Source organism: Pirellulales bacterium (genome assembly GCA_035499655.1).
Lineage (GTDB): Bacteria > Planctomycetota > Planctomycetia > Pirellulales > JADZDJ01 > DATJYL01.
This window is the reverse complement of record DATJYL010000009.1, coordinates 1-12,287: the sequence shown is the minus strand read 5'-3', so window position 1 is coordinate 12,287 and position 12,287 is coordinate 1. Positions and strand designations below refer to the sequence as shown.

8 protein-coding genes are annotated in these 12,287 nt (G+C 56.1%); 6 read left to right on the top strand and 2 right to left on the bottom strand.

Translation table 11 applies throughout. From position 1 onward, the window contains the following. Positions 1 to 67: 67 nt before the first annotated feature. From VMJ32_00535 to VMJ32_00520, 4 genes are all read left to right on the top strand, one after another. Complete coding sequence (locus VMJ32_00535; GenBank protein HTQ37481.1) at positions 68 to 808, top strand: ATP-binding cassette domain-containing protein; 741 nt, start codon at positions 68 to 70, stop codon at positions 806 to 808. Positions 809 to 880: 72 nt separating this feature from the next. Continuing rightward, the gene (locus VMJ32_00530) at positions 881 to 3,832 is read left to right on the top strand and encodes a Gldg family protein (protein ID HTQ37480.1); all 2,952 of its coding nucleotides are present in this window, start codon (positions 881 to 883) and stop codon (positions 3,830 to 3,832) included. 40 nt (positions 3,833 to 3,872) lie between these two features. Further along, on the top strand, positions 3,873 to 4,244 hold the full coding sequence (locus VMJ32_00525; GenBank protein HTQ37479.1) for a four helix bundle protein: 372 nt from the start codon (positions 3,873 to 3,875) through the stop codon (positions 4,242 to 4,244). A 77-nt stretch (positions 4,245 to 4,321) separates the two neighbouring features. Next, positions 4,322 to 6,157 carry a DUF4340 domain-containing protein gene (locus VMJ32_00520; GenBank protein ID HTQ37478.1) on the top strand — a complete coding sequence of 612 codons (1,836 nt, stop codon included), beginning with the start codon at positions 4,322 to 4,324 and terminating at the stop codon, positions 6,155 to 6,157. A 76-nt stretch (positions 6,158 to 6,233) separates the two neighbouring features. On the opposite strand, the gene VMJ32_00515 is transcribed toward VMJ32_00520, so the two are convergent. After that, on the bottom strand, positions 6,234 to 7,853 hold the full coding sequence (locus tag VMJ32_00515; GenBank protein ID HTQ37477.1) for an alpha/beta hydrolase-fold protein: 1,620 nt from the start codon (positions 7,851 to 7,853) through the stop codon (positions 6,234 to 6,236). A gap of 194 nt (positions 7,854 to 8,047) precedes the next feature. On the opposite strand from VMJ32_00515, the gene VMJ32_00510 reads away from it, so the two are divergent. Next, entirely contained in the window at positions 8,048 to 8,992 is a 945-nt protein-coding gene (locus VMJ32_00510) for a DUF1501 domain-containing protein (protein ID HTQ37476.1), read from the top strand. 130 nt (positions 8,993 to 9,122) lie between these two features. Here VMJ32_00510 and lexA read toward each other — a convergent pair whose 3' ends face one another. Beyond that, positions 9,123 to 9,728 carry a transcriptional repressor LexA gene (gene lexA, locus VMJ32_00505; GenBank protein ID HTQ37475.1) on the bottom strand — a complete coding sequence of 202 codons (606 nt, stop codon included), beginning with the start codon at positions 9,726 to 9,728 and terminating at the stop codon, positions 9,123 to 9,125. 690 nt (positions 9,729 to 10,418) lie between these two features. Here lexA and sppA point away from each other — a divergent pair. Further along, on the top strand, positions 10,419 to 12,239 hold the full coding sequence (sppA, locus tag VMJ32_00500; GenBank protein HTQ37474.1) for a signal peptide peptidase SppA: 1,821 nt from the start codon (positions 10,419 to 10,421) through the stop codon (positions 12,237 to 12,239). Positions 12,240 to 12,287: the final 48 nt, after the last annotated feature.

Sequence of the window (12,287 nt, the reverse complement as noted above, 5' to 3'; positions counted from 1 at the left end):
TTGTGGTTCATTTAGCAGCTGGATTATTTGAGAGCTGCATTCTGGGGAAAACGGAGTTTGAGGGAGCATGAGCGACACCAACGGACAGGCCATGATCGAGGCCGTGGGATTGTCAAAATACTACGGTGATTTCGCGGCCATCGATGATATTTCGTTCCAAGTGAACCAAGGAGAAGTGGTGGCTTTTCTGGGGCCCAACGGGGCTGGAAAAAGCACTACGATGAAACTCCTGACGGGCTATTTGGCCCCCTCGGCAGGCACGGCGCGAATTTCCGGACACGACATGGCGCGGGATCGATTGGCGGCCTCGCAGCGGCTGGGCTATTTGCCGGAAAACGGTCCGCTGTATGTGGACATGACCCCCCGCAGTTTACTGGAATTCTTTGCCGACGCCCGGGGAATGTCGCCGCAGCGGAAAAAACAACGCATTGATGCGGTGGTCGAGTTGTGCGCTTTGAAATCGGTGATCGGCAAGGCGATAGGCAAATTATCGAAGGGCTATCGGCAGCGCGTGGGCATGGCCCAAACCTTGCTCCACGAGCCCGACGTATTGATTTTGGACGAGCCGACCGCGGGGTTGGATCCGAATCAAATTCACGAAGTGCGCGAAACCATTCGGCGGCTGGGCCGGGAGAAGACCATTTTGATTTCGACGCACATCATGCAGGAAGTCGAGGCGATCGCCACACGGGTCTTGTTCATCAACGAGGGCCGATTGGTGTACAACGGCACGCCCGCGGAATTGACTAAAGATGGTTACTCGTTGGACGAACGATTTCGAGTTCTTACCGCCGCCGTGCCGACGTGAAGCGGCGGACGTGCCGAATTGCAAGCGGCTGATAACATTCTGAACCCTGAACCCTGAAACTTGAACCAGGCGATGAATCCACACGTTATTCGAGCGATTTTCCGGCGGAATTTCGTCAGCTATTTCAGCAACCCCACCGGCTACGTGTTTATTTGCGTGTTCGTGTTGCTGGGGTCGTTTTCCGCGTTTTGGCCGGACGAATTTTTCAATGCCAATTTAGCAAACCTGGATCAACTGAATCGTTGGTTCCCGTACATTATGTTGGTGTTCATCCCAGCCATCACGATGAGCATTTGGGCCGATGAGCGCCGGCAAGGGACCGATGAATTATTGTTGACGATTCCGGCGGCCGACATCGACGTAGTGTTGGGCAAATATTTTGCGGCGGTGGCAATTTTCAGCGTGTCGCTGTTGTTTTCGCTGTTTTGCAATTGGGCGGTGCTAAACACGCTGGGTGTGCCTGACGTCGGTTTGTTGTTGGGCACGTATTTTGGTTACTGGATGGTTGGCCTCGCGATGCTGGCCATCGGCATGGTGGCTTCGTTTTTAACCGGCAATTTGACCGTGGCGTTTATTTTGGGCGTGGCGTTCAATGCGCCGCTGGTGTTTTTGAACGTGCTGGACGTGATTGTGCGCGGCTCGTCGTGGACCGCCACGGCCAAGGGTTGGAGCATTGGAGAGGAAATGGGTGATTTTGGCCGCGGCGTCATCAGCCTGCCGGCGATTTGCTATTTTCTGATGATTGCCGTCGTAATGCTGTACCTGTGCATGGTGCTCATTGGCCGGCGGCATTGGCTGGGAGGCCGCGGCGGAAAATCGATGGGGCCCCATTATGTGATTCGGGCGCTCGCGCTGGCGGCGCTGGCCGTGGGCGTGAACCTGCTGGTGCAGAACCTCAATTTGCGGGCAGATGTGACGCAGGAGCGTTTGAATTCGATCGCGCCGGAAACGAAGAAGCTGATTTCCGGATTGGATCCTCAGCATCCGGTCGTGATCGAGGCCTTCATTAGCAGCAATGTGCCCGAAGAATTTGTGCAGACACGGGCGGATTTGATGAATTTGCTGCGCGAGTTTTCGCAGCTTTCCTGCGGCAAAATTCGCACGAACGTACACGCCAATGTCGAACCGCTTACCGAAGAAGCCGAACGCGCCGAGCAGCAATTTGGCATTGCGCCGGAGGAAGTCTTCACGCAATCCCGTGGCGTGTGGAAGAATGAAGACATTTATCTGGGCGCCGCCATTACCTGTGGTCTGGAAAAAATGGTCATTCCGTTTTTTGAGCGCGGCGTGCCGGTGGAATACGAATTGGTGCGCTCGCTGGCCACCATTACGCAGCAAAAACGGAAGCGCGTGGGTGTGCTGCAGACCGACGCGGAACTGTTCGGCGGGTTTGATTTCAGCGGTGGCCAGCCTCGGCAACGCCCCAACGAACGGTTGATTGAAGAATTGGGCAAGCAGTACGACGTGGTGCGCGTCGATCCATCGAATCCGATCACCGAGAAGTACGACGTGCTGCTGGCGGTTGAACCTTCCTCGCTGCCGCAAGCGCAATTGACGAATTTCATCGAGGCCGTGAAGAATGGCCAGCCGACCGCCATTTTTGAAGACCCGTTGGCGTTTTATGTGCCGGGCTTGGAACGCGTAGGGACGGGCATTCCTCGGCGTTCCCGGCAAAACCCCATGATGCCTTTTCAACAGCCGCCGGCCGAGCCGAAGGGAGACATCCAGCAACTTTGGGATTTGCTGGGAGTGCAATTGATCCAGAAAAGCCGGCGCGGAATTTTCGGCGACTTGGACAGCGATTTCGCCGTGGTGTGGCAAGATTTTAAGCCGGAAAAGTTGTCGGGCATCGATCAGCTAACGCCGGAATACGTGTTTATCAGCAAAGATGCTCCGCATGCCGCCGATCCGTTCGAACCGCTCAATGAAAAGAACCCAATCACGGCCGGGCTGCAAGATTTAATTTTGCCATTGCCCGGCGGCCTGGTGAAGCTGAACGCCGCCAGCACCAATTTTGAGCCGCTGGTGCGGACCGGCAACAACACCGGGTTAATTATGGTGAAAGATTTGCTGGCCTCGCGAGCGGCGGCAGACATCCGGAACCATGAATCACCCACGAACGAAGAATATGTGTTGGCGGCGCAGATTACGGGAAAGCCAAAGTCAAGTGAAGATGAAGAAGATGCAGCCAAGCCGGCGGCCAAAACCAGCGCTGACAAGGCTGCGGTCGGCAAAGCGGAAGCCGGCAAAAACGACACCGATCAGAAAAACGTCAATCCCAAGGGGGATGAGAAAGGTGACGGCAAAGGGAATGCTAAAGAAAAGCAGGGGGACGACAAAAGTAAATCGTCCGACATCGCTAACGGCAATCAAAACGGATTAAACGTGGTGCTGGTGGCCGATGCCGACATGTTGGCGTCGCTGTTTTTCGACAGCCGGGCCCGCCGCTCGCCGGACAGCGAATTGCAAATCGACACCGACAACGTCACGTTTGTGCTAAACGCCCTGGACGTGCTGGCGGGAGACATGCGGTTTGTGGAGTTGCGAAACAAGCGCCCTATTCATCGGCCGTTGGAGCGGATTGTGGCCCAAACGCAGGAAGCCCGTGATAAAACGGAGACCGCGCTCAACGATTACAAAAAAGCCAGCCAGGAGCAGGAAGATAAGTTGGAACAGGAATACAAAGAGACGAAAGATCAGTTGGAAAGCGAGCTCAGCAAACTTCAACAACAAGAAAATGCCGATCCCAATGTTTTGCGCGAGAAAGGAATCGATTTATCGCTCAAGTTGCAAGTCGCCGGACGCCGGAAAGATGTTACGGAAGAGCATTTGCGACGGGAAGCGGAAAAGCAAATCGAAAAAGCCGGCAGCGAGTTGGTGACCTCGGTCCATAGCGTGCAAGACAGTTACAAGTTGTGGAGCGTTATTTTGCCGCCGATTCCGCCGCTGCTGGTGGCGTTTTTTGTCTATTTCCATCGTCGTTCCAAGGAGCGCGAAGGGGTTGCCAAAGCGCGGCTGAGATAGGAGCGACTAGCGGCTAGCAACTGGCAATTAGCGGGGGCAAATGAGAGATTTTCGACAGATTGCAGTGTGGGAGAAGGCCCATCAATTTACATTAACTGCTTACCGGACGGTTGCATCATTTCCGACGAGTGAAAGGTTTGAATTATCGAAGCAGATCACGCGAGCCGCATGTTCCATCGGCGCCAACATTGCCGAAGGTTGTGGCCGTGGCGGTGACGGCGAGTTGCGACAGTTTTTGAAAATTGCCGTGGGGTCCGCCTACGAAGTGGAAAATAATTTACTGCTGGCAAGAGATTTAGGATTTCTCAAGCCGGAGCAACATCAGCCGCTTGAGGAACAGATTAAAGAAGTTCAACGCATGCTCGCCGCGTTCATCCGCAAAATCGAAACTGATCTTAACCGTAACGAATGACATCCGGCATCTTAACCAAATGCTTCTTCCATTTTCGCTAGTTGCTAGTCGCTAGCCGCTAGTCGCTTTTTACGCCCATGAACGAAAACACTAAAACCATCTCGTTTGTCGTTGCCGCCGCGGCGGTGTTGCTGCTGGCCTGGGCGTTTCGGCCCGTTCCCCCGCCCCTGGTAACCAACGAACTTGTGGGCAAATCGCTGTTTCCGGATTTGGACGATCCGCTGAAGGCCAAGCGGATGCGGATTGTGACGTTTGACGAAAGCACCAGCCAGGTTCGCGAGTTTGAAGTGGCGCAAGTGAACGGCGTGTGGTCGCTGCCGTCGCATAAAAATTATCCGGCCGATGCCAAGGAACAAATGGCTTCCGCCGCCGCGGCACTGGTCGATTTAAAAGTTTTGGCCCCGGTGAGCAACGACGCCCGAGATCATGAGCTGTACGGCGTGGTCGAGCCGAAAACATCGGAAGACCAGTTTGGAGAAAAAGGGGTCGGCAAACTGGTCGTGATCGAGGACGAAAACGGCAAAGCGCTGGCCAAGCTGATCATCGGCAAGGAAGATAAGCCCAGCCACAGCGACGAATTGGCCGGCTCACAAACGCAACTAAGGTTTGTGCGGGTTCCGGGTCAGGATCAGGTGTATCGCGTGCAGATGAATGCGGACAAATTCAGCACGAACTTTTCCGATTGGATTGAAACCGATTTGCTCAAACTCAACCCGTGGGACATTGAGGACATTAAGCTGCACGATTATTCGGTGACCGACAAGCTGACTCCGACGGGCGAAATTCAACCGGCCCTGATGCCGCGGGCCGACATCGATTTGGCTTACGACGATAAAACGAACAAGTGGAACTTGAAAGCTTTGCAGGAGTATAAGGATGGGAAGCCGACGGACATTAAACTGACGGGGGACGAAGAACTCAACTCGGCCAAATTGAACGATTTGAAATCGGCCTTGGGAAGTTTAAAAATCGTCGACGTGGCCCGTAAGCCGTCGCAACTTAGCGCCGACTTGAAGACCGAGAAGGGGGCAATTCACGAGGAAGCGATGGGTGATTTGGCGCGCCGCGGATTTTTGCCGGCCCTGGTGCACAATCAATTCCAGATTGTTTCCAACGACGGCGAAGCCACGCTCTCGATGAAGGACGGCGTCCAATACGTGCTGCGGTTTGGCGAAGTGGCGGGAATCGACTCGGGCAGCGACACCGACAAGAAAAAATCGCCGGACGGCGAAAAGAAAGACGCCCAGGGGGAAAAAGCGGAAACCGCCGGCGGTAAAGCGGCGGCGGCGGGCGACAATAAATCGCAACCGGCGGCGGCCGATGATGCCGAAAAAGGGAGCGAAGATCCAGCGGCAAAAAACGGCGGCTTGAGCCGGTACATCATGGTGATGGCCCAGTTCAATCCCGACCTGATTTCCAAGCCCGATTTGCAACCGTTGCCGGACATTAAAAAGGCGCCGGAAAAATCAGCGGCCGGAAAAACGGAGTCTGGCCCGGCCGATGGCGCGAAAGCCAATGCGCCGGACAAAAAAGCCGACGCGAAGGCCGAAAGCAAAAAAGACGCGAAAAAAGACGACTCCAAAGCGGGCAGCGAAACGGCGTCCAAAGACGACACCGACGATTTGGAAGCCTTGGAAGCCCAACGCGACCGAATCGAAAAGGAAAACAAGCGCAAGCAAGACGAGTACGACGAGAAAATTAAAGCAGGCCAGCAGCGCGCTAAGGAGTTGAATGCGCGGTTTTCGGATTGGTACTACGTAGTGGGAAACGACACCTACCGTAAAATTCATCTGGGCCAGGCCGACATTATCCAGAAGAAAGCCCCCGCCGAAGGCAAAGAAACGGGTCATGCCGCCATCCCCAAAAATCCGTTTGAACTTCCCGGCTTGCCCGGCGCCACGGGGCAAAATTGAGCAGGGGGATCAGCGATTAGCAACTAGCAGTTAGCGATTAGCCGGCAAGCATATCGCTGGTCTGCCCGGTTAATTGCTAATTGCTCTTGTTTTCTTGGCGGAACAGCTCGCTCATTTGCTTGCGAATCGAATGGTAAAGTTCCGACGTCAACAAGTCGCTGTGTCCGCGCCCAGGAAGAAACTTGATTTCGGCGTCGCTTCCTAAATGGCTGAGCGATTCGGCCAGTCGATGCACCGCCCCGTCGAGATAGAACGTGTCGCGGTCGCCCACGGTTATGTGCACTCGGCCCGCCAAAAGCGGCTGCAATTTGGGCCAATGGGCTTCGATTTGCAAGCGAATGTCGTAGTTTTGCCAATCGCGGGCGACATCGGAATTGATCAGGCCCGTGGAGCGGTCCCACAATTTCAGCGGTTCGCCATCGGGACCCAACGGGCTGAACACCGCTTCGAACGATCGCAACTGGCCGCCCCGTTTCAGCACGTCGTCCATGTGGGCAAACGAATCGTACCAGAGTGCCACGTGATCGCCGGCGCGGGCCAGCGGACGGCGATTGCCCGCTTCGTCGGTGTACATGCTTTGCGGCGGGTCGGCGTACAAATTCACTCGTTGAAAATCGCGGAAATCGACCGGATCGGGCGAAATGCTCCACACGCCGCCGAACGTCTCCGGGTAATTGATCATCAGCCACAACACGGACCAGCCGCCGGAACTGTGCCCGTATAAAAACCGCGCATTGCGGTCGGCGATGGTCCGAAAGCGACGGTCGATTTCGGGAATCAATTCTTGAACTAGCGCTTGGCCGCGCGGGCCGTTGGTGGCGCTGTCGGCAAACACGTGATGTCCCCACAGGCAGTCGCCGGTGAGAAATACGCGGATGAACTCCTCTTCTCCTTCTTCGGCGGTCGGCGGCTGGGTGGCAAATTGCAAAGCATCGCGGTGGGAGCCTCCGAAGCCGGGAACCAGAAAAATCACCGGATAGCGCCGCTCGGGCTGGTCGTAATACGACGCCGGCAGCGCGACGCCGCAGCGCTCCAGCACATCGCGATGATGGAAGGCGCTAAGACTCGGGCTGCGCAGCACGATTTCCTGCACCCAGCGCGACTCGGGCCAGGGCTCAGGCGGCACAACGTGATCGAGCGACAGCTCCACCTGGGAAGTTTGTTGCGAGTCGTTGATTTCCACTTCTTGCGTCGGGCTGTAAAAGTTTCCTTCGCCACGCCCGGGAAATGCCGCATCGAGGTTGTGATGCAGCACCGCCTGAACGCGATAGCGGCCCGGCGGCAAGTTCGATAGCTTATCGGGAAAGCCGTCGGCCTCGTCGTCAATGCGCCGCGATTGGCCGGGACCAAAATCGCGCACGTCGAGTCCGAAAAAAGGTTCGGGCGCGAACCAATTTGGACCGAGGCGGGGTTCCGAGACCGGGCGATCAACGCCGCTGCTACCGGGGTTATTCAGAGATTGCGTAAATACGAACAATCGCCCGGTGATCGGTTGCTTGGCGACCGCGGAAGACAGCGTGATTTCAAAAACCGAAGGTGTTGCCCAGACGACGGCAGGCGCGCCGTGCGACAACAGCGCGGCCCAAACCACAACGCTTAAGCGGAAGTGCAAATTAGGCACGACGCGGCGCATATTTTCTCCATAAATATCGCTAGGCGACATCGGCGAGCGGCGGCTAACACCGCTTGCCTTCATTTTAAGCTGCACGGTGAGTCAGCACGCAAGACGGACCGCTGCCGGAATTGTCGGTAATGTGGGCGTGCGGCGACGGCATCTTGCGGCGTGGGGTGTCGGGGGTTAGATTGCAACGTGTTGATCGGTCGGCTTGCAATGCAGCGGCCGGCTCTGGTTTCAACCGAAAAGTCCGCCAGAACAGGGAGTTCTCTCACATGCCAGCGCACACCGGCGGTTGTTCTGTACACGGTTCCCAGTCCGGCGGCAATCGTCGCCAGTTTCTCAAGCACACCGCGGCGGCCGTGGGTGGCGTGGCGCTGCCGCAGTTTTTGCACCGCCCCGCAGTTGCGGCCACGCAGCGGTTGCTGAATCCAGGTGCGAAGCCGCTGCTGAAATTAACGCCCGGCGTGAAATCGGTGGTGTATGTGGTGCTTTCCGGCGGGCCCAGCCAGTTAGATATGTACGACATGAAACCCGACGCGCCGGCAGAAATTCGCGGCGAGTTCCGGCCGATCAACACCAACGTGCCGGGCATTCGGGTGTGCGAACACTTGCCGCTGCACGCGAAAATTGCCGACAAGTTTGCGATTGTCAACGGCGTAGAGACGACCGACTGTCACGATCCAAAACTGGCAGCCGCCGCCCAGCGCGGATTTGGCGCGCAGGTGGAAGTGTTGGGATTGCCCAATTCGCCGGGTGAACCGGGCCGAATCGAATATCAGGACGTGAAGCGCGTAGCGTTACCGCACGGCGATTGGGATACCCACGGCCGTGTGTTGGGGCGGGAACTGTCTATCTTTGAGGAACTGCGCGAGAAGCTGCCGGCGTACGATCGGTTGCTTTACGCGCTAATTACCGACGTGTATCAGCGCGGGCTGGATAAGGACGTGCTGATTATTGCTCACGGCGAGTTCGGCCGCGCGCCGTGGATCAACGAATACGGCGGACGCAATCACTGGGCGCCATCAGGCAGCGTGCTGTTTGCCGGCGGCGGGTTGAAAATGGGGCAAGTGATTGGCGATACCGGCCCGATCGGCGAGCGGGACCGCTTGCATACGCAACCGTACCGGGCAGGGAATATTATCGCGATGGTCTACCGGCATCTGTATCCCGGGCTTTCCTTGCCGCCGACTGCGGAGCCAATCGCGGAATTGGTTTGAGATAAACGCCCAAGCCGACGACTTTGTCGTCGGTGAAATCCATTCGCCAAACAATGTCCGACGACGAAATCGTCGGAATATTTCGATTGCTGGCTAATTGCTAATTGCTAATCGCTAATTGCTAGCCGTTCTAGTCCACTTTTCGCACCACGCCGGAAACAATGCCCAAAATGCGGCAATCTTTCACGTAAATGGGGCCCATGTCGGGATTGGCCGGCTGCAAGCGGATACGTTTTTTGGCTTTCTCGGGAAAGTATCGCTTCAGCGTGGCTTCGCCGTCGGGGGTTTGGGCCACGACAATTTGGCCGGGCAGGGCGGTTTGCTGGCGGCGAATGATGACAAAATCGCCGTCGTCAATGTGGGCGTCGATCATCGAGTCGCCGCTCACTTTCAAGGCAAACAAGTTGTTGCGCTTGTTGTTGAACACGGCCTCAAAATCGAGCCGCTCGTCTTGTTCAATGGCTTCGTGCATCACGCCGGCCGCCACACGGCCGGAAAGTGGGAGCCCCCGTTCGTCGTGTTCCAGTTGAATGGCCCGCGACATGTTGGGTTCGCGTGAAATGAGCCCTTTTTTCTCGAGGGCCTTGAGGTGGCACATGACGCCGTTGGGCGAGGCGATGTCGAAATGTTCCCCGATTTCCCGAACGGTGGGGCCGTAACCGCGGTTGCGAATTTTATCGCGGATAAATTCGTACACGGCTTTTTGCCGCTTGGTGAGCTGTTCGGTTTCCGACATGTTTGCCACCCTGGATTGGAAAAATTGTGGTAAATCGCCACGCCGGCCCTGCCGAACCGGTTATGGAAATTTAATATACGCTTGTTCACAGGTCAAGTGAGCTTGGAATAAATCCGGCGTTTTGTACAGAAATTCAGTAATCTGTACAAATCCTCATGGATGTCGAGTTGTACGACGAAGGCGGTTTTGCCCAGAAATAGCGAGGTTGTCCGAATATTTACGGATAGAAACGTCTGGGATACCACGGTGGCAATGGGCCAATCGGGCCTACCCAATAATTGATTACAACCAATGCAGCCGCAATCAGCAGTCCAACAACTAGCGCCAATTTGAGTCTGCGCCGAAATTGGCGAATACCCTGAAAGCATTCAGCGCAGAGCATGTCGCGCCCGAGTTTGTGGCCTTCGCCGTGGAACGGTTTACGGCAGTTATCGCAAATCATGCCTCGCATTGTAACAAAGGAGCGGGGGCTCGATTGCCGCTGAAAAGGGCGAAATTACTGAATTAATTGAGAATTTTGGGCGAACCGGCGCTGAATTCATGGGTTCGGCCGGCCCGCACGTCCAGCCGCGCTAGCTTGATTCTTAGATGAGGACTAAACTGAATAAGATGGCCGGCGACGGAGAGTTCTGGCTGCAGCCTTAGGCGAAATCGAATTTCGGTTCATTTTCAATTGTGGAGACGGATGCGATGAAATTGCGACATGCGGCATACCTGGCGGCGTTTTGTGTATTGATTGCGGGGCGGCTGGCCGGGGCAGCCGACGATAAATCGGCCAGTGACAAAACCGACAAAGCGGCCGACAAGGCGAAAGCCAAACTCTCGCTGGCCAGCTTCATGCTCGACGAATCGTATCCCGAAGGGCCCGGACAGCCGGGCATCTTTGGCGAGCTTTCGCCCAATCTGAGCAAAATTATCGAACGGATGGATAAAGCCTCCGCCGACGACAAAATTTTCGGCATTGTCATCCACATTGACGATGCCGATCTGGGCCGCGGCAAAGTCGACGAATTGCGGGCCGCTATCGCACGGGCTCGCAAAGCCGGCAAGAAAGTGTATGCCGATTTGTACGAAGCCCGCAGCCCAGGCTACTTGCTGGCCTGCGGTTGCGATGAAATCATCATGCCGCCGGTCAGCGAGCTGACGGTGGCCGGCGTGCGGCTGGAGATCACGTATTTCAAAAACTTGCTCGACAAGCTGGGCATCAAGGCTGACATGCTGCAGATGGGCGCGTACAAGGGGGCGGACGAGCCGCTGACGCGCGACAAAATGAGTCCGGAGTTCCGCCAGCAGACGGAGAAAGTCGTCGACGATTATTACCAGCAGTTGGTGGACACGATCGCCGCGGATCGGAAGCTGGATGTGGGCAAGGTGAAGGATTTAATCGACGAGGGTTTGTTTACTGCGGAGCGCGCCAAGGAAGTGGGACTGATCGATCAAGTCGCTTATCTGGACGAATTCCGCAAGGACCTGGCGCAGAAACAGCATGCAGATGAAGTGAACCTGGTCGAAGATTACGGCAAGCAACAGCTCGACGAAGAAGATATGTCTGGCTTTGCCGGCTTCATGAAGATGTTCGAACTGATTTCTGGATCGGAGCCGCGCGGCAAGGTGAGTGCTAACCAGAAGATCGCTATTGTTTACGCCGTGGGCGAAATCAACACCGGCGAAAGCAAAGGGGGCATGACCGGTGAAAAACTGGGAAGCGAAACCATCATTAAGGCGCTCAAGGAGGCGGAAACCGATCCTAAGGTGGCGGCCATTGTGCTGCGGGTCGACAGCCCTGGCGGATCGGCCATGGCCAGCGATTTAATGTGGCGCGAAATTACGCGGATTAAATCTAAAAAACCCATCGTGGCTAGCATGGGCGACATCGCGGCCAGCGGCGGATACTACATTTCGATGGGTTGCACGAAAATATTTGCGGAGCCAGGCACGCTGACCGGCTCGATTGGCGTGGTTGGCGGGAAAGTGGCGCTGAAGGGGCTGTTCGACAAAATCGGCGTGTCGACCGATAGCATCAGCCGCGGCAAAAACAACGGCTGGATGTCGTCGGACGAGCCGTTTTCCGACTCGGAGCGAGAGGTCATCACCCGCTTGATGAAGGATTGTTATAAGCAGTTTACCGAAAAGGCGGCGCAGGGACGGAATATGCCGCTGGCGGATTTGGAATCGCTGGCCGGCGGACGGCTGTATTCGGGCCGCATGGCTAAGCAGAGCAAACTGGTTGACGAATTGGGCACGCTGGACGACGCCGTGGCCGAAGCCAAGCGGCTGGCGGGACTCAAGAGCGACGAGAAAGTTGAACGGCTGATTTTGCCCAAGCCCCGGTCGTTTTTGGAAGAATTGCTGGGCGGCCCGCTGATGCAGTCGGAAGCGAAGTTCATGCCTTCCAATGTGGCAGGCGCCATTGGCGAGTTACTGGGTCAATTCCAGCAAGCGGAAGAATTCGCGAGGCTCTTTTCCGAACCAGCCGTGCTGGTGATGCCGTACCAAGTGCGAATAAAGTAATGTCGAATGACGAATGAATGACCAATGACGAAATCCGAATGAAAAAGC

Bases quoted from the DNA above. Each gene is read 5' to 3' on its own strand.
- VMJ32_00535 (HTQ37481.1), top strand. From the start codon at position 68: ATGAGCGACACCAACGGACAGGCCATGATCGAGGCCGTGGGATTGTCA.
- VMJ32_00530 (HTQ37480.1), top strand. From the start codon at position 881: ATGAATCCACACGTTATTCGAGCGATTTTCCGGCGGAATTTCGTCAGC.
- VMJ32_00525 (HTQ37479.1), top strand. From the start codon at position 3,873: ATGAGAGATTTTCGACAGATTGCAGTGTGGGAGAAGGCCCATCAATTT.
- VMJ32_00520 (HTQ37478.1), top strand. From the start codon at position 4,322: ATGAACGAAAACACTAAAACCATCTCGTTTGTCGTTGCCGCCGCGGCG.
- VMJ32_00515 (HTQ37477.1), bottom strand. From the start codon at position 7,853: ATGAAGGCAAGCGGTGTTAGCCGCCGCTCGCCGATGTCGCCTAGCGAT.
- VMJ32_00510 (HTQ37476.1), top strand. From the start codon at position 8,048: ATGCCAGCGCACACCGGCGGTTGTTCTGTACACGGTTCCCAGTCCGGC.
- lexA (HTQ37475.1), bottom strand. From the start codon at position 9,728: ATGTCGGAAACCGAACAGCTCACCAAGCGGCAAAAAGCCGTGTACGAA.
- sppA (HTQ37474.1), top strand. From the start codon at position 10,419: ATGAAATTGCGACATGCGGCATACCTGGCGGCGTTTTGTGTATTGATT.